Origin of the sequence: Hymenobacter sp. 102, assembly GCF_049949205.1 — a bacterium.
Taxonomy (GTDB): Bacteria; Bacteroidota; Bacteroidia; order Cytophagales; family Hymenobacteraceae; genus Hymenobacter.
Window position 1 is genome coordinate 645432 of sequence record NZ_CP188172.1, and the last position, 20235, is coordinate 665666.

16 protein-coding genes, 1 tRNA gene and 1 pseudogene are annotated in these 20235 nt (G+C 61.8%); 13 read left to right on the top strand and 5 right to left on the bottom strand.

Annotated features, from left to right (window positions below):
* The first annotated feature begins 164 nt into the window (after window positions 1-164).
* The 3 genes from ACN19L_RS02800 (at window position 165) to ACN19L_RS02810 (ending at window position 3808) form a co-directional block, all read left to right on the top strand.
* Window positions 165-2045, top strand: a complete 1881-nt coding sequence (locus tag ACN19L_RS02800; protein ID WP_426492030.1) for a beta-galactosidase — start codon at window positions 165-167, stop codon at window positions 2043-2045.
* Between the two features lie 385 nt (window positions 2046-2430).
* Complete coding sequence (locus ACN19L_RS02805) at window positions 2431-3003, top strand: fasciclin domain-containing protein (protein WP_426492031.1); 573 nt, start codon at window positions 2431-2433, stop codon at window positions 3001-3003.
* Window positions 3004-3166: 163 nt separating this feature from the next.
* Window positions 3167-3808, top strand: coding sequence for a flavin reductase family protein (locus ACN19L_RS02810; RefSeq protein WP_426492032.1), 642 nt, complete (start codon window positions 3167-3169; stop codon window positions 3806-3808).
* Between the two features lie 42 nt (window positions 3809-3850).
* Here the strand turns inward: ACN19L_RS02810 and ACN19L_RS02815 are convergent, their stop codons facing one another.
* The 3 genes from ACN19L_RS02815 to pdxH form a co-directional block, all read right to left on the bottom strand.
* A complete protein-coding gene (locus ACN19L_RS02815) occupies window positions 3851-4465 on the bottom strand; it encodes a Maf family nucleotide pyrophosphatase (RefSeq protein WP_426492033.1) in 615 nt (204 codons plus the stop codon).
* Window positions 4458-5780 (bottom strand): DUF1015 domain-containing protein, encoded by a 1323-nt coding sequence (locus ACN19L_RS02820; RefSeq protein ID WP_426492034.1) that lies wholly within the window; start codon window positions 5778-5780, stop codon window positions 4458-4460. The genes ACN19L_RS02815 and ACN19L_RS02820 overlap by 8 nt, the downstream gene beginning before the upstream one ends.
* Window positions 5781-5887: 107 nt before the next feature.
* On the bottom strand, window positions 5888-6538 hold the full coding sequence (gene pdxH, locus ACN19L_RS02825) for a pyridoxamine 5'-phosphate oxidase (RefSeq protein ID WP_426492035.1): 651 nt from the start codon (window positions 6536-6538) through the stop codon (window positions 5888-5890).
* Between the two features lie 249 nt (window positions 6539-6787).
* Here pdxH and ACN19L_RS02830 point away from each other — a divergent pair, with 249 nt between their 5' ends.
* The 8 genes and pseudogenes from ACN19L_RS02830 to ACN19L_RS02865 all read left to right on the top strand — a co-directional run bounded on the left by ACN19L_RS02830 (window position 6788) and on the right by ACN19L_RS02865 (window position 14500).
* Complete coding sequence (locus ACN19L_RS02830) at window positions 6788-7354, top strand: YqgE/AlgH family protein (RefSeq protein ID WP_426492036.1); 567 nt, start codon at window positions 6788-6790, stop codon at window positions 7352-7354.
* Window positions 7355-7401: 47 nt separating this feature from the next.
* The gene (locus tag ACN19L_RS02835) at window positions 7402-9666 is read left to right on the top strand and encodes a DUF349 domain-containing protein (protein WP_426492037.1); all 2265 of its coding nucleotides are present in this window, start codon (window positions 7402-7404) and stop codon (window positions 9664-9666) included.
* A gap of 163 nt (window positions 9667-9829) precedes the next feature.
* A tRNA-Thr gene (locus ACN19L_RS02840) sits at window positions 9830-9902 on the top strand.
* Window positions 9903-10211: 309 nt separating this feature from the next.
* Window positions 10212-10505: a hypothetical protein gene (locus ACN19L_RS02845; protein ID WP_426492038.1), complete on the top strand. Its 294-nt coding sequence runs from the start codon at window positions 10212-10214 to the stop codon at window positions 10503-10505.
* 240 nt (window positions 10506-10745) lie between these two features.
* Window positions 10746-11566: pseudogene (locus ACN19L_RS02850) on the top strand (IS5 family transposase).
* A 22-nt stretch (window positions 11567-11588) separates the two neighbouring features.
* Entirely contained in the window at window positions 11589-12059 is a 471-nt protein-coding gene (locus ACN19L_RS02855) for a BLUF domain-containing protein (RefSeq protein ID WP_426492039.1), read from the top strand.
* Window positions 12060-12191: 132 nt separating this feature from the next.
* The gene (locus tag ACN19L_RS02860) at window positions 12192-14060 is read left to right on the top strand and encodes a PAS domain-containing sensor histidine kinase (protein ID WP_426492040.1); all 1869 of its coding nucleotides are present in this window, start codon (window positions 12192-12194) and stop codon (window positions 14058-14060) included.
* A gap of 128 nt (window positions 14061-14188) precedes the next feature.
* Complete coding sequence (locus ACN19L_RS02865; protein WP_426492041.1) at window positions 14189-14500, top strand: BLUF domain-containing protein; 312 nt, start codon at window positions 14189-14191, stop codon at window positions 14498-14500.
* 951 nt (window positions 14501-15451) lie between these two features.
* On the opposite strand, the gene ACN19L_RS02870 is transcribed toward ACN19L_RS02865, so the two are convergent.
* Window positions 15452-16348, bottom strand: a complete 897-nt coding sequence (locus tag ACN19L_RS02870) for a DNA/RNA non-specific endonuclease (RefSeq protein ID WP_426492042.1) — start codon at window positions 16346-16348, stop codon at window positions 15452-15454.
* Between the two features lie 420 nt (window positions 16349-16768).
* Between ACN19L_RS02870 and ACN19L_RS02875 the strand changes: the two genes are divergently transcribed.
* On the top strand, window positions 16769-18838 hold the full coding sequence (locus tag ACN19L_RS02875) for a tetratricopeptide repeat protein (protein WP_426492043.1): 2070 nt from the start codon (window positions 16769-16771) through the stop codon (window positions 18836-18838).
* Here the strand turns inward: ACN19L_RS02875 and ACN19L_RS02880 are convergent.
* Entirely contained in the window at window positions 18835-19251 is a 417-nt protein-coding gene (locus tag ACN19L_RS02880; protein WP_426492044.1) for a hypothetical protein, read from the bottom strand. The two genes, ACN19L_RS02875 and ACN19L_RS02880, sit on opposite strands and share 4 nt — an antisense overlap.
* Before the next feature lie 234 nt (window positions 19252-19485).
* On the opposite strand from ACN19L_RS02880, the gene ACN19L_RS02885 reads away from it, so the two are divergent.
* Entirely contained in the window at window positions 19486-20166 is a 681-nt protein-coding gene (locus ACN19L_RS02885) for a hypothetical protein (protein ID WP_426492045.1), read from the top strand.
* Window positions 20167-20235 lie beyond the last annotated feature (69 nt).

The window sequence follows — 20235 nt, forward strand, 5'->3', positions numbered from 1 at the left end:
AGGCATCCGATGTCCATAGCCGGCAGCCAGTAAGCTGACATGCTCTTTACTGCCCCGTTTCGCCCCCGGTTTTTAGCGGACGCTTTCTATGCTGCTCCGATAGCGGAGCCCGCGCCGCGGCAAACCATCCACCCCCATTCGCCACATCTCCTTTCTAGCACGTGATGATAGGAAAGCATATTGCCGGCCTGCTGCTGAGCGGCCTGACCCTGACCACCGGCGCCTCCGCCCAATCGACCGCCGCCAAACCGGCCACCGCCAAGCACAGCTTCACGCTGAGCGACGAGCAGTTCCTGCTCGATGGGAAGCCTTTCCAGATGATTTCCGGGGAGCTGCACTACCCCCGCATTCCGCGGGAGGCCTGGCGGGCCCGCATGAAGGCGGCCAAGGCCATGGGCCTGAACACCATTGGCACCTACGTATTCTGGAACCTGCACGAGCCCGAGCCGGGCAAGTTCGACTTCAGCGGCAACAACGACATTGCCGCCTTTGTGCGCACGGCCCAGGAAGAAGGCCTGTGGGTGGTGCTCCGGCCCAGCCCCTACGTCTGCGCCGAGTGGGAATTCGGCGGCTACCCCTACTGGCTGCAGAAGCAGAAAGGCCTGGAAGTGCGCAGTCTGGAGCCGCAGTACCTGGCCGCCTACGGCCGCTACCTCAAGGAAGTAGCCCGGCAGCTGGCCCCGCTGCAAGTCAACCACGGCGGGCCGGTGCTGATGGTGCAGGTGGAAAACGAGTACGGTTTTTACTCCAATGACAAAAAATACCTGGCCGAAAACCGCCGCATGTTTGAGCAGGCCGGCTTCGATGGGCTGCTGTACACCTGCGACCCGGGCGACAAGGTAGCCGAGGGCCACCTCGACGGGCTGCTGCCGGCCGTGAACGGCTGGGACAGCCCCAGGAAGGTGAAGAACGTGGTGCGCCAGAACCACGGCGGCAAGGGCCCCTATTACATTGCCGAGTGGTACCCGGCCTGGTTCGACTGGTGGGGTACGCCGCACCACACCGTGCCGGCCGCCCAGTACAGCACCCGCCTCGATTCGGTACTGGGTGCGGGCATCTCCATCAACATGTACATGTTTCACGGGGGCACCACCCGCGGCTTCATGAACGGGGCCAACTACAAAGGTGGCGACACCCGCTACGAACCCCAGACCAGCAGCTACGATTACGACGCCCCCCTGGACGAAGCCGGCAACCCTACCGCCAAGTTCCTGGCTTTCCGGCAGGTTATTGAGAAGCACCTGCCCAAGGGTCAGCAGTTGCCGCCGGTGCCCGCTGCCAAGCCGGCCATGCGCCTGCCCACCATTAGCCTCACCAGCAGCACCAGCCTGCTCACCGCCCTGCCCAAGCCGGTCGCCAACGCCCAGCCCCTCACCTTCGAAGACCTGAGCCAGCCCTACGGCTACGTCCTGTACCGCACCACTGTGCCCGGCGGCCGCACCGGGGCCCTGCAGCTCAAAGACCTGCGCGACTACGCCGTGGTGCTGGTGAACGGCCAGCGCGTGGTCACCCTCGACCGTCGCCTCAACCAGGAGCAGGTGGAGCTGAAGCTGCCCGCCGGTCCGGTTACGCTGGATATTCTGGTGGAAAACATGGGCCGCCTGAACTTCGGGCCCTTCCTGAACCAGAACCGCAAGGGCCTGACCGGGGGTGTGCGCTTCGCCGGCCGGCCCCTCACCGGCTGGCAGCACTACTCCATGCCCTTCACCACGCCGCCTGCCGCGGTTAAGGCTACGGCCAAACCCGGCAGCAACGCGCCGGTACTGCGCCGCGGCTCCTTCACCGTAGCCAAGCCCGCCGATACTTACTTTGATATGAGCAGCTGGGGCAAAGGCTGCGTGTGGGTGAACGGCCACCACCTGGGCCGCTTCTGGGAAATCGGGCCGACGCAGACCATGTACGTACCCGCCGAATGGCTGAAAAAAGGCCAGAATGAGGTAGTAGTGCTGGAGTTGCTCAAAACCGACCAGGACCAACTCACCAGCCTCGACAAGCCCATTTTGGACGTAGTACGACCCGACGGCGAGGCCCGTAAGCAGGAGTAAAAGCTACTGCTGACATTGGCAGCGCCAACAAGCCGGGAGCTGCTTATCCGATTCGGATAAGCAGCTCCCGGCTTGTTGGCGCTGCGGCTACTCTAAAAAACAGTGCGTGGCGCTCTTCGCTCGCGCCCATGAAGCAGACATTACTCGGTACATTCCTCAGCTTCTCTCCTCATAAAAACCCCGACAAACCACAGGCAAATTCAATGTACCAAACCCAGTGTATTCACCACGTAATTATCATACCTCGACACTATTACAATCCAAAAATTTATTACAGTTATTGAAGTTGAATAATTATTTTATTTTTTCTAAATCCAACCAATCAATGCAGCGCGTACATGCGGCAAATAGTATCACACCCTCATTTTCTTGCTCGCATTACCCCATGAAAAAACACCTGCTTTCCCTTGCGTTTGTCGCTCTGCTGGGCACCGCGGCTGCCACCTCTGCCGCGGCTCAGGCCAAACTCACGCCCGGCACCGTTTCGGTAGGTGGCGAGGCCATGTACCCGAATAAAAACATTGTTGAAAACGCCGTCAACTCCAAGGACCACACCACGCTGGTAGCGGCCGTAAAGGCTGCCGGATTGGTAGAAACCCTGCAGGGAAAAGGTCCTTTTACGGTATTTGCCCCTACCAATGCTGCTTTCAATGCCCTACCCGCCGGCACCGTGGAAACCTTGGTAAAACCCGAGAACAAAGCTACCCTTACCAAAATCCTGACCTACCACGTGGTAGCGGGTAACATGACGGCCGACAAGATTATGGCCGCCATTAAAACCGGCAAAGGCACGGCTACCCTAAAAACCGTAAGCGGCGGCACACTCAAGGCCATGATGAACGGCCCGAAAAACGTAGTACTGCAGGATGAGAAAGGAAATATCTCGACGATTTCTACTTACGACGTTGTGCAAAGCAACGGCGTAATTCACGTAATTGACAAAGTACTGATGCCCTAATTCAGGCAGGTATTCGTAAATAAATAATTCAGGCCAGTGTTGTTTAACGCTGGCCTGAATTATTTATTTACGAATACTATTTTCAGTTGGCTGACCGCTTTCCAACAGACTTTTTTCGCTTCCGATGGTTGTACAGGACCAACCCTTCCATCGGCCCCCGCCTATGCCTCATTTCACCGCCGCCGACCTGGCCCAACTAGAGAAAGTGTACCGCCTGAATCTGGTGAATGCCATTACCGGCTTCAAACCGGCCAACCTGCTGGGCACCCAAGACCCCGCCGGGCGGACCAATCTGGCCATCATCAGCTCAGTAGTACACCTGGGGTCTAACCCGGCACTGCTGGGCTTGGTAATGCGTCCGCCCAGCGTGGAGCGCCATTCCTACGAAAACATCCGCTCCACCGGCCACTACACCCTCAACCACATTCATGCCGGCATTGTGAAGGCTGCCCACCTCACCTCGGCCAACTTTCCCCGGGAGGAATCGGAGTTTGGAGCCTGCGGCCTGACGCCCGAGTACCGGGACGACTTCCAGGCTCCGTACGTGCAGGAAAGCTACCTGAAAATTGGGCTCACGCTGGCCCAGGAGCTGCCTATTGAACTCAATGGCACCATCCTGCTGATTGGCCGCGTGGAGCATGTGTACCTCCCGGAGGAAAATGTGCTTCGCCCCGACGGCTCCCTGCACCTGACGGCGGCCGGCACCATGGCCCTCAGTGGCCTCGATACCTACTATGAAACTACTCCCGTGGCCCGCTACGGCTACGCCCGCCCCCACCAGCCCCTGCCGGAACTGCCGTTGTAAAGCAGTTACGGGCGGCAGACTGGGAGCTGGGAGCTGTGGGCGCTACTCTACTCTCACGGCTCCCAGCTTTACCAGTTCTTCCCAGACGCGGTGTACGGGCAGCCCCATTACGTTAAAATAAGAGCCTTCCAGCCGGGTCACGGCCATCATCCCAATCCAGTCCTGGGCCCCGTAGGCCCCGGCCTTATCCAGGGGGCGGTACTGGCGCACGTAATGCTCAATTTCGGCGAGGCTGAGCGGGCGAAAATGCACGCGGGTCTGGTCCGAAAACACAACGCGGCGGCCGTCGCCGTGCAGCAGGCACACGCCGGTGTACACGTCGTGGGCGCGGCCCTGCAGCCGCTGCAGCATCAGCACGGCCTCCGCTTCGTCGGCGGGCTTGTTGAGCACGTCATCGTCGAGGCACACGATGGTATCGGCGGTAATCACCAGCTCGTCGGGGGCCAGGGTGGCGGCGTAAGCGGCAGCTTTGTGGGCGGCCAGGTACTCGGCTACCTCGGCCCGCACCAAGTGGGCCGGAAACGACTCATCCACTTCCTGCAGCCGGATTTCGTAGCGCAGGCCCAGCTCCGTGAGCAGCTGCCGCCGCCGGGGCGAACCGGAAGCCAGCACCAGCCGGGGGGCGGACGAAGCAGCGGGGGTAGTACTATCAGCCATGAAATGCCGCGTAAAAGGGTGACTGCGCTTCGGCCGGCTGAATGCTGCTGAAGAGAAATCCCCCGATTGTTTTGGGATAAAAGAAAGTTGACTTCGGGGGCATTACGGCCCCGGAGTGGCACACCCGCTCCACCTCTGCCATGGTCACTTCATTGGTGATAAACGCGGCGCAGGCCTCGCCCCGGTCCACGCGGGTGAGGCACTCGGGAAAGTTGCGCACGTAGGCTACCCCAGACCACTCCCGCTGTGCTTCGGGCCCAACGATGCCCAGGGCCTTGTCCAGCACAAAGTAGTGCAGCACCGTCAGGTCCAGGTTTTTTACTTCGGGGGTCGTATCCCAGTCCAGCAAAGCGTGCACCTCGGGCCGCAGCCGGAGCTTATACACCTGCCCTTCGCCCAGGTACAACCCGAAGGCCCACTGCTTGCCGGCAATGCGCTCGGGCAGGTCGTAGGGGTCGTCCAGGGGCAGCACCGTGAAGTAGGGGGCCAGCCGGGCCAGCAGCCCAGCCGCCGTGAGTCCACAGGGCAGCTCCAGCAGCAGCCGGTGCGTAGGCAGAATCCGCAGGTCGTCGGCGGCGCTGTTGGTCAGGTACATCAAATGGTAGTTCCAGGGCTCCTGCCCCGTATAGGCCGCCCCGGCCGCCTGCTGCCGGGCCCGGCGGTAGGCCAGGGAGCCTTCGTAGCGGTGGTGCCCATCGGCCAGAATCACCTGCCGCTGGGCCAGCACCTGCTGGAACTGCCGGATAACGCCTGCATCCTGAATCACCGCCAACACGTCGCGGGCTCCCTGGTAGTCTTCCTCCGTCTGGTAGAGCGGGTTGCGGATGGCTTCGTCCAGGTACTGCTCCAGGCAAAACCCTTCGTCGCGGTACAGCCCGTGGGTGGCGCTGGTTTGAAACTCGGTACGGGCCAGCAGCTCCGCCCGGTCGTTCACGGCGGCGGGCAGGGTGTTTTCGTGGCGCAGGACCACGTTATCGGCCCAATCATAGGCCCGGATATGGCACATGAAGCCCTTGCGGCAATACTCCCGGGCCGAGCCTGGCAGCCGGAAATACTGGTAGTACACGTAGATGCCCGGCAGCTCATCCTGGCGCAGCACCCCACGCTGCTGCCACTCCAGCAGCAGCGCCCGGGCCGCACCGGCCGGGTCAGGGCCCCTCGGCACCGACAGGTGAATACTGTTGAGCGGATTACGGTACAGCGCTTCCCGCTGCTTTACCGACACTACATCGAACAGCGGGGAAACGTACTCATCGATGTGCTGGCTTAGCTCCGGGTTGTAGCGCCAGCCGCGCACGGGTTGAATTTCGGCCAAGGAATACTAAAATGATGAATGCAGAGAGTAGAATGATGAAGCAGGGAATGATGACAGTCGAATTGCCGGTTTCAATTCATACGTCAACTCTCATCACGTATAATTCTTCACGGGGCCAGCCGGCTGATGTGCCAGCCCTGGGGTTGCCGCTCGTACACCAGCCGGTCGTGCAGGCGGGAAGGCCGCCCTTGCCAGAACTCAATACGATGGGGCCGCAGCACGTACCCCCCCCAGTGCGCGGGGCGGGGCAGCGGGTCCTGCCCGGCAAAGCGGGCCGCCACTTCCTGCTCCCGTTGCTCCAGCTCCTCCCGGGTCCGGATGGGCTGGCTCTGGGGCGAGGCCCAGGCCCCCAGCTGGCTGCTACGCGGGCGGCTCTGGAAATACTCGGTGGATGCCTCCGGAGCCGCTTTCTCAACGCGCCCTTCCACCCGCACCTGCCGCTCCAGCGCGGGCCAGAAGAATGTGAGGGCCGCCAGCGGACTGGTAGCCAGCTCCTGTCCCTTGCGCGAATCGTAATTGGTAAAAAACAGGAAACCGGCATCTTCGGGCAGCCCCTTGAGCAGCACGATGCGGGCAGCGGGCTGTCCGGCCTCGTTCACGGTTGCCAGCGTCATGGCAGTGGGCTCCTCTACCCGGGCGGCAATGGCCTCATCCAGCCAGGTTCGGAACTGGGCTACGGCCTCCGGCTGCACGTCGGCTTCGGTAAGAGTTTGGCGGGAATAGGTCTGGCGCAAGTCCGCCAGCTGCTGGTCGGTCATGGAAAGGAAACTGTAAACGAAGAAAAGTACGCCGGCGGGCAGAGGCCGGCCGGGGGCCACTGCCCCCACGCACCGGCTCCGCAAGGTAACACAAATGAGGCGGGCCACCCCAACCTGAGCCCCCCTGCCTCGCGTACTGCTGCCAGAAGCTGCTGTTGGCCATCCCCGGACGCCAACCGGCTTTTTCGAGAATTTTTGTTCCCTTCTGCGCGTTTTTTCCGTTAGACCTCCCACCGTCAGTCTTTTCCCATGCCTCATCTTCGCCCCGGCTGCCTGCTGATTTCCCAACCCTTCCTCGGCGACCCGAACTTTGAGCGCACGGTGGTGTTGCTCTGTAGCCACTCGGAGGAAGAAGGCTCTTTCGGGCTGGTACTTAACCGCCCGGCAACCCTGCAGCTGGGCGACGTGCTGACGTTGCCCGGGGGCGACGCCCTGCCAGCCGCCCGGATTCCGCTGGGCGTAGGCGGCCCCGTGCAGCCCGATACCCTGCACTATCTGCACCGCCACGCCGCCCTACCCGAGGCCCAGTCCCTGGGCCAGCAGGTGTACTGGGGGGGTGATTTTGAAGGCCTGCTGGCCCAGCTCATCAGCGGGGCCCTTCCTCCCGGGGATGTGCGCCTGTACGTGGGCTACTCGGGCTGGACGGCCGGACAACTGGCCGCCGAAATCCGGGAAAATGTCTGGATTGTACACCCCGATGCTGCCGCGAAAGTATTTACTTTGACCACCGATGCCTTTTGGCAAGCCATTCTGCGGGAGAAAGGCGGCCGCTACCGGATGCTGTCCAACTACCCCACTGACCCCCGTTTAAATTAACGCTCCTCCACCTGCCGGCTTCGTGCCCGGCCTTCCAGCTGTTGTCTATGCTACCTGACCAAGATACCCCCACGCCCGCCAACGCCCCCGGCGACAACGAGTCGCCGCAGCGCATTCTGGAGCGCCGCCTGGCCGAAATTCAGGCCCGGCAAACGGCCTCCGATGATATAACGGAACGCCCGCCCCAGGGCACCCCGGCCATGCCGGCCCAACCCGCCGGAGCGGGCACCGCCGAGCCCGAAGCTACGCCTGCCCCGGAAGCGGCCGCCACCGCCGAATCGGTGGAGCACCTGCCGGCCGACGCCCCTGCTACCCCGATTCACTCGGCCGGTGAAGCCCGGGCCGTGGCCCACTACGGCACAACCACCCCCGCAGAGCCGGTCGCCCCGGCCAACTCAGATGCCCCGGAGTCCGCGGTGGATGCCACCTCGGCCGAGTCCGCCGAGCCTGAGGCTCCGCACGTAACTCCCGTTGTAGAAGTTGCGCCCACCGAATCAGTTGAGGCGGCGTTGGAAAGCAGCCCCACCGTTGGCTCATTGCCGACCTCCTCCGATGCGGCGGCCTCGGAAGAAGAAGAAGATTATGTACCGGAAACGCCCGTGGCCGATTTCCAGGCCCTGGATCTGCCCGCCCAAACTCAGCATCTGCTGGGGTTGCTGCAACGACCCGATGCCCGCCAGAACCGTCGGCAGATTATGGACCTGCACCGCCAGTACGAAACCGGCATTCAGGCCGACCGGACGACGGCCCGGGAGCGGTTTCAGGCCGAAGGCGGCGCGGCTGATGACTTTGCTTATGCAGGCCCGGCCGGTTACCCCGACCTCACCAAAGCCGTGCAGAGCTTCCGGGAAACCCGGGCCCGCGACGCCAAGGCGGAGGATGAGCAGCGCGCCAAAAACCTGGCCCACAAGCAGTATCTGCTTTCCCAGCTCCGCACCCTGGTAGAGTCGGCCGAGACCAAAGACAGCTCCGCCCGCCTCAAAGCCCTCCAGCACGACTGGAAAGCCACCGGCCCCGTGCCGCAGAAAGACGCCCAGGAGCTATGGAACAGCTACCACGCCCTGCTGGACATCTACTACAACAACCGGGGGCTGTTCTTTGAGATGAAGGAGCTGGACCGCCGCCGCAATCAGGAGGCCAAGGAAGCCCTCATTACCCGCGCCGAGGCCCTGCAGCAGCAGCCCAGCATCAATAAAGCATTGCAGGAGTTGCGGCAGCTGCACGAGGACTGGAAGCACATCGGCCCCGTTCCCAATGAACAGCGCGAAACCCTGTGGCAGCGTTTTCTGCAAGCTTCCGAGCAGGTGCACAACCGCAAGCAGGAATTCCTTTCGGCCCGCCAGACCCAGGAAAACGCAAATCTGGAGCGCAAAACAGCGCTGCTGGAGCAACTCCGGCCCTTTGGGGAGTTTCAGACGGAACGCGTGAACGAGTGGCGCGCCAAAACTGATGAGCTGCAGAAACTAAAGGAAGCCTGGGACGCCGCCGGCCTGGTGCCCCGCGACAAGGCCGAGCAGCTGAACAAGCAGTTCTGGGGTGCCTACAAAGGCTTTTTCCAGAAGAAAAACCAGTTTTTCAAGGCGCTTGATGAGGAGAAAAATGCCAACCTGAAACGCAAGCTGACTTTGTGTGAACAGGCTGAAGCCGCCCTGCAGAATTCCGACTGGGAAGCCGCCCGCGAAACCGTGATTCGCCTGCAGAAAGACTGGAAGCTGATTGGCCGGGTGCCGGAAAAGCAGTCCGATAAGGTATGGAACCGGTTCCGGACGGCCTGCGACGCCTTCTTTGACCGCAAGAAGGAAGAAACCCGGCAGCGGGAGCAGCACGTGCAGCAGCTCAGCCAGGAGCAGACTCAGCATCTTACCCGCCTGGCCGAGGCCGTCGCCGCCCTCTCGCCCGACCAACCCGGTACACTGGAAGGATTCCGCCAGCACCTTGAGGAGTGGCGGGCCTTCGACGGAGCCCGTACCAGCAATCAGGCAGAGGAGAAGTTTCAGGCCCAGATGGCCCGCTACCTGGATGCCGTCCCGGGCCTTACTTACCCCGAGCGGACTGATTTGCTGTTTAGCCTGCAGGTAGAGCGGCTGAAGAATTCCCCGGACGCCCAGCAGCTGCTCTATAAGAAGGAGCAGGCGCTGCGCCGGGAAATCAACGAGCTGGAAAACGATATTTCCACCCTTAAAACTAACCTGGAGTTTTTTGCCCGTTCCAAAAATGCCGGGCAGCTGCGGCAGGAGTACCAGGGCCGCATCGACGAAACCCAAACCCGCATCGACGGGTTGAAGCGCCAGCTCAAAGCCGTCCGGAGCTAATTTGGCTGGCCCTTGCTGCCAAGCACTAAAAAAGGCTCCGCTGGAAGAATGCGGGGCCTTTTTTAGTATCCGGTTAGTCAGCCAGTTACCAAATTCTTTCGCCAATTCCGGCAAAAATATTTGCCCTGCTCACTTTCAGCATCTACTTTTGTGCCACCTGAACGCCTCCTTAGCTCAGCTGGTAGAGCAACTGACTTGTAATCAGTAGGTCGTTGGTTCGATCCCGACAGGAGGCTCACAGTAGTTAGAACGCCTTGCAAATCAGTGATTTGCAAGGCGTTTTTGTTTTACAGCATGTACATTCATCAGCTGCCGTGCAAGCCGGTATACCGGGGCCATGAATATGGGCCTACTAAACCGGTAGCCAAATAGCCAGCCCACTATGTCAGTCGGGCAGAGCGGCATTCAGCCCGGGTATTGGAACCCCAATGGCACGAACTGCCCAACCTTGGATAATGCTCCCTACAGGTCTGAAAAATACGCACTGCGTTATATCCCACACAGGATAAGGCCTGCAGACCTTTCGCCATCCTATCTTTGCCTGTATGAAAGCCCCCCTATTTCATCCTGGCCAGGAAGTCGTTTGCACCAACGACGACTTTACGCTGCTGCTGGTGCAGAACCCCAACATCCAAACGCCCAAGCGCGGGCCCATCTATACCGTGCGCAGCGTGTACGACACTCACAATGGCTTCGGCATAACGCTGGCGCAGATCAACAACGCGGCCGTGGCCCCCGGCTTTCCGGAAGCCAATTTCCACGAGGGCCGTTTTTGCTTGGTACCGCCAGTGGAAGAAGTAGACATCAGCGCCGCAGTGGAGGAATCCGTGGTAGCTTAAACAGCTCATACGGGAGGTCTGCCCCCGCTTTCACCTGCCCTGAACCTAGCCCGCCCCGTTTCGTAGGGAGTATTCGGCGGAGTTTCCCGTAACGCCGGTGCAACCCCGGCTTCGATTTACCACTCCATATCGTCTGGCTAATCCGCCAGGCATACCCTATTTTATCTGACACCCTCACCCACACACCCTACGAATGCCGACTAGGCTGTGTCTGAAAAGTGGTGTTGCTTAACTTAGAGTATGGCAGCACGATACGAGTTAACGGATGCGCAGTGGGTCGTGGTGGCAGCCGAGTTGCCACCGCAGCGCACGGGCCGGCCGCGGCGCGACGACCGGCCGCTGTGGAACGCGTTGTTGTGGATCCTGTGCACGGGTGCGGCGTGGCGGGACTTGCCGGCGCGCTACGGCCCGTGGCAAACGGCTTACGAGCGGTTCCGGCGCTGGTCCTCGGACGGCACCTTCGAGCGGGTGCTGGCCGCCTTGCGCTTACGCCTGGACCAAGATGGGCTGCTCGACCTGGACACGTGGCTGGTGGACTCGACCACGGTGCGCGCCACGAAAAGCGCGGCCGGCGGGGCGAAAAAAAAGCCCAGTGCCTCGGGCGCAGCCGCGGTGGTCTGACCACGAAGCTGCACGTGGTCTGCGACGGAGCGGGCACGCCACTGGCCCTGCAGCTCTCGGCCGGGCAGCGCCACGACGCGCCGCAGTTCGAGCCCTTGTGCGAGCAGGTACGCGCCCGCCGCCGACCGCGTCAGCTCATTGCCGACCGCGGCTACGACGCACAGCACATCCGCCGCTGGCTGCGCCGGCGCCGCATTCGCGCGGTCATTCCGCGGCGCCGGCCTGCCGCAGGCCAGCACTGCCGCCGACGCGGCCGCCCGCCGCGCATCGAGCCGCAACGGTATGCCTGCCGCAACGTCGTAGAGCGCTTTTTCGGTTCGCTCAAGGAGCACCGCCGCGTGGCTACTCGCTACGACAAACATGATGCACACTTCCTCAACATGGCCTTGTTGGCCTGTATTCGGCGCATTTTGCAACACCACTTTTCAGACACAGCCTAGTTCTTCCCCGTCGCTTGGGGGCATGAAGCACATTGTATACATCAGCCGCGCCGTTCATCCGCTTTCCGACGCTGACCTCCAATATCTCCTTGACCAGTCCCGGCACGACAACGCCGAAAATGGTATTACCGGCATTCTGTTTTACAGCCATGGCAACATTGCCCAGCTGTTTGAGGGCGAAACCGACACGGCTGATGCCTTGTTTAAGAGGATTGCCGTGGACGGACGCCACTCCCACGTGCGCAAGCTGATTGACCGGCCCATCACGGCCCGCAGCTTTTCCGACTGGTCGATGGCCTTTCACCCGCTTGAACCAGCCGGTTTTGAGGCCCTGCAGGGTTTTTTGCTCCCCCACCGCGTTCCAGCCGTTCCCCCTTCCCTCTCCATTGCCGATGCCTTGCTGGTAGAACTGGTACGCTTGGCCGTATTTGGCCCCGACCCGTCCCAGCCCTTCCATCATGCGTTGCCCGTTACTTCTTTGCCCGAAGAGTAAGAACCCGCAGCTGACTACCCATGGCTCGGCCGACGAGCCAATTTATCAAGCTGAACCATAGCGAGGCTGAACGGTTAGCCACCGAGCCCCGACTACTCAGTAGCCGGCAAGTCTATTATATTGCCTTTGTTAATGACTACTCCTCCATTTGAGCAAATGCTGCGCCAGCTGCAGGCAGGCGTGGCAACGCTGACCGGCCCTGACTTGCGCTATGGTTTCGTGAATGACCGGATGCGCGAGCTTGTGGGCCCCGGAGCAGTGGGCCAGCGCGTGGCTGATCATCCGGGCTACCTGCCTTCCGTTTTCGTGGAGGTGCTGCCCCGCATTCTGACTGGCGGGGAACAGTACGTAGCCAAAGCCTGTGCCTGTGGTCCGCGTCATGGCAACGGCCCCTCCCGGTGCTACGACTTATCGGTGGAGCCTTACCACGACGAGTCGGGCACTGCAACGGGCCTGCTGTTGCTGGCCGTGGATGTGAGCGAGCAGGAGGCGGCCCGGCAGCGGGCCCACGAGCTGTCCATTACCACTCGCCGCCTCGATGCCCGCCTACGGGTGCTTACGGAAACGGCTCCGCTCGTGACCTATACCATCGATGATACCGGGGCCGTTACGTACGCCAGTCCGCAGTGGTACCGCTTCACCGGCCAGCCGCCTACCGCCGATTTGACCGCCATCTGGCCCCTGCTGATTCATCCGGACGACCGGCTCCGGGTACTGTATGAGTCGGATGCCGCCCGCCGCGCCGGTACGGGTTGGAATTTTGAGTACCGTTTGCGGCGCTATGACGGACAGTTTCGCTGGATGCTGAGCCGGGCTCTGCCTGAAGTGCACCCGCCTGATCCACCCGTGTTCTGGCACGGCGCCTTGACGGAAATTCACTCCCAACGGGAGTTAAGCGAAGCCCGCCGCCGCGGCGAAGCCGCCCTGCAGTTCCTGGCCGATAGTATTCCGGAGCTGGTGTGGACTGCTTCGGCCGAAGGCCTGGCCGACTACTACAACCAGTACACCCTGGATTACACCGGCCTGACGAAGGAAGAGCTGGGCCCTACTGGCTGGGTGGGCCTGCTCTACCCTGAGGAACAGGCCGCCGCCGCCCGGCGGTGGGTGCAGAGCGTGGCGAGCGGGGAAGACTTTGAAGGCGAATACCGCCTGCGCCGCCACGATGGCACCTACCGCTGGCACACTATCCGGGCCCGGCAGCTCAGTGACGAAAGTGGCCCCCGCTGGTTTGGTACCTGCTCCGATGTGGAAGAGCAGTACCGGCTCCGGCAGGTGCTGCAAACCCAGTACGACGAGCTGGCCCGCGCCCACCACGACTTGGACACCTTCGTGTACGCCGCCTCCCACGACTTGCGGCAGCCGACACTCAACCTGCGCGGCCTATTTGATGAGTTGCGCCGCTCGGCCACCTTTACTGATCCGGAGCAGGCCATGATGCTGCGGATGGTGGATACTGCCCTGGCGCACCTGGATACCGTACTGACGGATCTGGCGGCCACCGTGCGCACCCAGCGCCAGCAGCAAGAGCCCATTGAGCTACTCGACCTGGCCCTGGTACTGGAAGAGATACTACTGGGCGTACGCCCCCAGATTATGCAGCGTGGTGCCCGCATGGACGTACTGGTGCAGGAAGCGCCGGGCCTGTTTTACAGCCGGGCCAACCTTCGCTCCGTAGTACATAACTTAATCAGCAACGCCCTCAAATTCAGCCACCCCAACCGGCCCCCGCACGTGGTGCTGCGCAGCTACCTCACCCCCGATGAGCAGCCCGTACTGGAGGTACGCGACAACGGACTGGGTATGCATATTGACAACCCGGCGCATCCGGTGTTTCAGCTGTTCGCCCGCCAGCACACTCACGTAGATGGTACCGGCGTGGGTCTGTATCTGGTGCAGCGCATTGTGAGCAGCCAGGGCGGCCACGTGGAGGTTGACAGCGTTATTGGGGAAGGTACCACCTTCACTATTTACTGGACCAAGCCTGCATCGGCGAATCCGTAGTCAGCGCGGATAATGCAGCGGAAGTCGGCAACTTTTCTGGCCGTCGGAGAGTTATGTCTTGCTGTTGAGCTCCGGCCCGGCGCCTGCGTTGCCGGCTCCCCCGCTCGCCCGAACATACTGACGTTTGCATGCATCACATTATCTACCTGAGCCGCCCCGCCGCGGCGCTCAGCAACGACGACCTTATGCAGCTGCTGGCCGGTGCCCGCGCCACCAACAGCCGGCTGGGGGTTACGGGCATTCTGTTCTACGGAGACGGGCAGTTTGCCCAGCTGCTGGAGGGCGAGCAGTCGGTGCTGGAGCAATTGTATGCTAAAGTGTGCGCCGACCCTCGGCACAAGGATGTGGTAAAGCTGGCGGATAAGGAGATTCAGCACCGCGCCTACGACACTTGGGCCATGGCCTACGAGCCCGTTTCGGGGCAGGCCTTCGAAGCCTGAGCGGCTACCTGAGCCCCGAACAGGTTCAGGTCCCGCCTCCCCAGCTTACCGCGGCCGATGCACTGCTGTTCGACATGATTAAAAGCTCAGTTGCCCCTCAGAGCTAGTTTTTCTTAGCCCGGCCGAGGAATATAAGCACCCTGAGCCTACCCCCGCGTGAGCCCCTGCCGCGCCGCCATCTGAAAAAATACGCTATGCTGCCCGGTATCCCCCCTTTGTAATCTATTTCTGTAAAAACACCCGGAACCCTCGTCTTGCTTTCGGTACTGGCCTCTGCCGCCGCCAGTGCACAAACATCCGACCCACCGCTGCTGCCAACGCCTACCGTTACCAAGGCCGACCCGCAGGTGCACGACGTGACGCAATAAACAGGAGATGGACGTGCAGTACCGCAACCCGCGGAAATGCGCCGTGGCCTTTCTGCAGCAGGCCCGGATGGAAGGGTGAAGCAAAGAGCAGCCGGCCGCGTAAGCCGCGCAGGTTCCACCCCGGAGAATAGCTGGCTGGCAGCCGGGCCCGGCCTACGGCAGCGCTGGCCTCTGCCGAGCATGTTACCTTTGTTGTTGAAGCGGCCGATGGTCACCCGCTTGTGCGCTGGCAGGCCCCGGCCTCAACGCCCAAACCGGTACGGCTTGGGCGTTGAGGCTGTACGCCGAAGTAGTTATGGTGCACCTGCCCGTCCCGCTGGCGGATGGGGACCGTGAATTGGAGGAGGACACCACGAAGAAGCGGTTTGCTTTTCTGATTCGGTTGTAGGCCTGGTGGACCGTTTTACTAAGCCAACAGCCGCAAGGTAATGGGACGGCAAAATTTCCTCTCCCCGCTGCGGTAAAAAAGCCCGTCAGGGGTACCATTTCCGTTCCGGAAAAAGCATAACGATACGCGGCCCGCCCTCTACTGCAGTGGAGGGCGGGCCGCGTGTTTCCAGTGGGCTGCTGGTTAGGCTTCCTGTCAGAGGGCACCGGCATCCGTACGGCTTTCCACTACCTGCTGCACGGCCGGAGCCACGGCCGAGAGCAGGTCGTAACCGGTAGCTGCTTCAATGGCATCCACGGTGGTGCGGTACTGGCCCCAGTTGGTGTTGATGGTATTATCGTTGGGCGTGTCCACGGCAATAACGCGGGTTTCGGCGGTTACGCGGGCGGCGTCGTTGTCGCCCACGGGCAGAATCACCACCACCTTCCAGATGCGCGCCGGTACGGTAACCCGGCCCTGGTCGAGAGTGGTTTTGTAGCCGCTGGAGCCAGTGCCGCCCACTCCGTAGCTGCCACAGACGACGTACACCTCATTCGCTCCATTGTTCAGCTGAGCCCGGGTAAAGTTTTCCAGGTTGGCCCAGGTCTGCTGGTTGTTGCGCGGGGCCTGGGGCATCATGTTGGTCATCAGAAATGTAGCCGAGTTATCCGCCACCGAGGAGGTCCGGTCCGCCGACGGGCAGTTGTGCCCCCTGTCGAATCCGGACCCGCTGTAACTAGTGGCCTGCACCTGGTACCAGCCCGCAGGCAGCGTAGCGTCCGGCCGGAAGTCATCCTGGCGGTCAGAGTTGCCGCGGTGGGCGCTGGTCAGGTGCCAGCTTACCCAATTGGGAATACCCCGGTCACGGTGGTAGCTGAGAGCATACTGCGGCTTCAGCATCAGGTAGTTGGTGGGCCGGTCAGCAGCGGCTACAGCCCCACTGGGGTTGCCCAGCGTCAGGTGCTCCGGCAGTACTACGGGCGGGGCACCCGGCGTGGGCGGCGTTGCAGGTGCGGGGTCGGCGGTGGATGCGCAGCCACTCAGCCAGAGTGCCGCGGGGAAAGCCAGCGCAATTGAAAAGAGTTGACGGAAAGCAATGGGTGTGTAGAGCATACCCGCAAGGTACAACCGGCGGCCCAGTTGCCGGGTCGGGCGCCGTATCAGCCGGACCCGAAAAGGCCCGCCGAACGGGGGTAAGCACCGCCCGGTTGGGTTGGGTAGCCGCTTGGTGCCCCCCACCAAGCGGCCCGGCACAGCTAGCCATCAGCTGCCGGACAGGGGCAGCAGAAAATAGTGACAGGCAAAGGCCGGAAACTCACCCCGGATGAATAGGCGTGTACGGCATGCCAGCAAATTAGGGCCACTACCGCAGCCACGAAAGCTTGCAGCAAACCAGCTGCACAGGCTAAACAGGTAGAAGCCTGTTTTATTCCCGTAAAATACCATATATAGTGTTATTTTGCGGTTTGTCTGCCTTTTGCTGGTTTCCTCCGGCCATCTTTTCCGGTACTTCGGTCCTTCGCCTATTTTTTCATGATGATCCGCTTTCTGGCACTGTGGTCGGTGCTGGGCGTGCTGCTGAGTTTCTCTGCCCGCGCGCAGAGCCCCCAAACCAAGCCGATGCTCCGCGCGCTGGCCGCTGCTGCCACCGATACGTCCCGGGTATTGTGGCTGGCCGATGTGGCCGCTACCTACCGCTATTCTCGCTTCGATTCGCTGCAATGGTATGCCCAGCAGGGGTTGGCGCTGGCGTCCCGCATCGGGTATGCCAAGGGGAAAAGCCGCTGTCTGGCCCGGTTGGCCATTCTGCCCAGCGAGCGGGGCAACCTGCCCCAGGCGCTGCGCCTTGATCTGCAGGCCCTGCACCTGGCCCAGGCCAGCCACGATACGGAAGGCACCGCCCGCCTCCTCAACCAGACCGGACTCCTATACTTTGCCCTGGATGATTTTCGGCTGTCATTGCGCTACTACCAGCAAGCCCTGCGGCTGTACCAGGCTACCGCCGCACCCGATACGTCGCAGCTGGTAAGCGTACTCACAAACCTGGGTGCCAGCTACGAGGGCCTGCACCAGTACGACTCGGCTGCCTACTTTCTGAACCGGGCCTGGACCATGACCGCCCGCTCCCGGGCAGTACACCGCAGCAGCTGGGGCAACCCGGCCCCCTACGTGCTGCGCGAACTGGGGCTGTTGCAGCTGGCGCAGGGTCACCCCAAGGCCGCCCTGGCCTTCTACCAGCGCAGCGCCCGGGCGGCCCTGCCTGAAAACGACCGGCGCAGCGCCAGTCGCACGTTTCAATACATGGCCGAGCTTTTCCAGGCCCGGGGCCAAACTGATTCCAGCATCTTTTACGCCCGTAAGGCCCTGGCCCTGGCCCAGACCCTGCCGTTTATGCTGGGCGTAGCGCGCAACAACAAGCTGCTTACTGAGGCCTTTGAATCCCGGCACCAGCCCGATAGTACCCTGCGTTACCTGCGGGCCATGCTCGTTGCCCAGGATAGCCTGTACAACCCCCGCCGCATCAAGCAGCTGGACGCGCTGGAATTTGCCGAGCAGCAGCGCCTGCAGGAGTTGGAAACGGAGCGCGCCCAGCTGCACGAGCGGGTGTGGCTGGTGGCATTGGCTACCGGGCTCTGCGGCCTGCTGGTAGTATCGGTGCTGCTATGGCGCAACAACTACCTGCAGCGGCAGGCCCACCGGCAACTCAGCCACCTCCACGAGCAGGTCAGCGTGCAGACCCGGGAGCTCACCGCCCAGCGCGACAGTCTGGCCCGTATGCTCCAGGAGCTTAAAATTGCCCAGAGTCAGCTGGTACTGCGGGAGAAAATGGCCTCGCTGGGAGAACTTATGGCCGGCGTGGCCCACGAGATTCAGACGCCCGTGAACTGCGTACGAAAATTTGCCGCTATCAGCGTGGAGCTGTGCGAGGACGTACGCCTGGAGCTGCAGAAACTCACCCTGCCTGCCCACGACCAGGAAATAATGGACGAGATGCTGCAGAATCTGGGGCAGAACCAAACCAAGATAGCCCAGTACGGGTACCGGGCCGAATCCATTGTACGGGGAATGCTGGAGTACTCGCAGGATGGCACAGCTCCGCGCCAACCTACCGACCTCAACCGCCTGGCCGAGGAATACCTGCGCCTGACGTACCAGGATCTGCGCGCCAAAAATCGTTATTTCAACGCAGCCCTGCTCCTGCACCTGGACCCGGCCGCCCGCCCCGTGCCCATCATCCGCCAGGATATCGGACGGGCGCTGGTGGGCGTCTTCAGCGCAGCCCTGCTGGCGACCCAGCAACGGCTGGCCGATGCGGATGAGGAGGCGGAATATGTACCCCAGGTGGAGCTAAGTACCCGCTACACCGGGCAGCAGCTGGAAATCCGGGTGCGCGACAACGGACCGGGGCTGGCTCCCGAACAGCTGCATCTGCTCTTCCAGCGGTTTCAGGGGGGAATTGATGCCAAGCTAGGGCTGGCCCTAAGCCACGATATTGTAACGAAGGGACACGGCGGCACACTCACGGCCCAGAGTACGCCCGGTCTGGGCACGACCTACCTACTAACCCTGCCGGCGGAAACAGCAGTGGCCGCCCCCGCTTAAAGTGGCCCCGTCAGCCAGGCTGTGGCACTGGCCTCATCCGTGAAGGTGCGATAAATCAGCGGCAGGTTTTGCACCGAGGTGGTGATGTAGGCCGTCGCCAGCCGGGTAAATACATCCTCCGCTACCAGCACGCTGCCGTAGCGGTACCCGCCTTCCTGCACGGCGCGGGGCAGCCACTGCTGCACAATCCACTGCTGCTCCTCGGTGCTGAAAGCGCGCAGCTGCCGCTGATCCACCAGGATTTTCGACCACCCATTGCGGCGCAGGGCCTGAATCATGTGATTGAACACGGCGTGGCAGGTTACCGCGTCGCGCTCCTGCGCAGTCCAGATAACCCGCAGAAAACCGGCCGGATCCTCCAGGATGCGGCCGGCGCTGTTTTCAAAATAGAGAGTAGGAGAAACCGAACGCATAGGAGTAGAGCAAAAGTACTATCAAGCATTCCGTTTTGTTTGCGCGCCCATACCATTCCGGCAACCCACCCTTCCAAAACGGAAGGGTTTTCTTTTTTGCTACCAATCTATCACCCAGCTCATCAACAAGCAACTAGCTAATTATTAGACATTTAACAATAAAAAGTAAGCAATAATCAAAACAGGCACCGGACTTGGCATTGGGTCATCATCTCCCAAACACCACCAATACCAATGCCCCTGTTTGATCACATCGCCAAAGCCGCCAAGGACTTCTTCATTGAAGAAACATCCCCCGAAGGGCCGTCCGTAGCCGCACCCCGCCCCCTGCCCGGCCAGGTGGCCCCGGTGGCTGGTTCCAGTTTCTCCGCCCCCGCCGCGGCTCCGCTCCTTACCCAGCCCGAGCAGCGCCACCTTGACCACATCCGGCAGTTGCTCGCCGGCGACGGCAAAGATTTCATGGCTTTCACCAAACTGGTGACCAGCCTGCAGGCCAGCGGCCTCTCGGGCCCCATCCTGTACCAGACGGCCTTCAACGCCTTCGCGGCCGTGACCAGCCTGGATTTGCCGGCGTTGCTGAAATCAGCCGAGCAGTTTGAGCTGAAGCTGACTGCTGACCGCAACAGCATTCTGGAGCGGCACCGCGAGAAGGTGGGCGAAATCCGGATTCCGAACGTGCCGCCCAGCCCGCTGGTGCAGCTGCAGCAGCAGGAACAGCAGCTGCAAACCGGCCTGGCCGACCTGGCCCGGCAGCTGGAAGAAGCTCAGCAGCGCCTGCTGGCCGTGCGCCAGCAGCTGCAGGAGCAGCAGCAGAAAGCCACCGCCGCATTGGCCTCCTACGAACTGGCCCATGCCTCCGCCGCCGCCGAGCTAAAGGCCCACCAGCAGGCCGTGCAGGCCTTTCTGCTGAAGTGAGGCGGCCTGGCCCGGGTAAAAATTCTGGTCCTCTCCTCCGACTTCTAACCAGGCGCATCTCTCTACTCA

Coding starts and splice junctions, on each gene's coding strand:
- pdxH (WP_426492035.1), bottom strand. CDS start 6,538: ATGACCGACCAGCAGCTGGCGGACTTGCGCCAGACCTATTCCCGCCAA.
- ACN19L_RS02800 (WP_426492030.1), top strand. CDS start 165: ATGATAGGAAAGCATATTGCCGGCCTGCTGCTGAGCGGCCTGACCCTG.
- ACN19L_RS02880 (WP_426492044.1), bottom strand. CDS start 19,251: ATGCGTTCGGTTTCTCCTACTCTCTATTTTGAAAACAGCGCCGGCCGC.
- ACN19L_RS02875 (WP_426492043.1), top strand. CDS start 16,769: ATGATGATCCGCTTTCTGGCACTGTGGTCGGTGCTGGGCGTGCTGCTG.
- ACN19L_RS02805 (WP_426492031.1), top strand. CDS start 2,431: ATGAAAAAACACCTGCTTTCCCTTGCGTTTGTCGCTCTGCTGGGCACC.
- ACN19L_RS02815 (WP_426492033.1), bottom strand. CDS start 4,465: ATGGCTGATAGTACTACCCCCGCTGCTTCGTCCGCCCCCCGGCTGGTG.
- ACN19L_RS02870 (WP_426492042.1), bottom strand. CDS start 16,348: ATGCTCTACACACCCATTGCTTTCCGTCAACTCTTTTCAATTGCGCTG.
- ACN19L_RS02855 (WP_426492039.1), top strand. CDS start 11,589: ATGAAGCACATTGTATACATCAGCCGCGCCGTTCATCCGCTTTCCGAC.
- ACN19L_RS02835 (WP_426492037.1), top strand. CDS start 7,402: ATGCTACCTGACCAAGATACCCCCACGCCCGCCAACGCCCCCGGCGAC.
- ACN19L_RS02865 (WP_426492041.1), top strand. CDS start 14,189: ATGCATCACATTATCTACCTGAGCCGCCCCGCCGCGGCGCTCAGCAAC.
- ACN19L_RS02860 (WP_426492040.1), top strand. CDS start 12,192: ATGACTACTCCTCCATTTGAGCAAATGCTGCGCCAGCTGCAGGCAGGC.
- ACN19L_RS02845 (WP_426492038.1), top strand. CDS start 10,212: ATGAAAGCCCCCCTATTTCATCCTGGCCAGGAAGTCGTTTGCACCAAC.
- ACN19L_RS02885 (WP_426492045.1), top strand. CDS start 19,486: ATGCCCCTGTTTGATCACATCGCCAAAGCCGCCAAGGACTTCTTCATT.
- ACN19L_RS02810 (WP_426492032.1), top strand. CDS start 3,167: ATGCCTCATTTCACCGCCGCCGACCTGGCCCAACTAGAGAAAGTGTAC.
- ACN19L_RS02830 (WP_426492036.1), top strand. CDS start 6,788: ATGCCTCATCTTCGCCCCGGCTGCCTGCTGATTTCCCAACCCTTCCTC.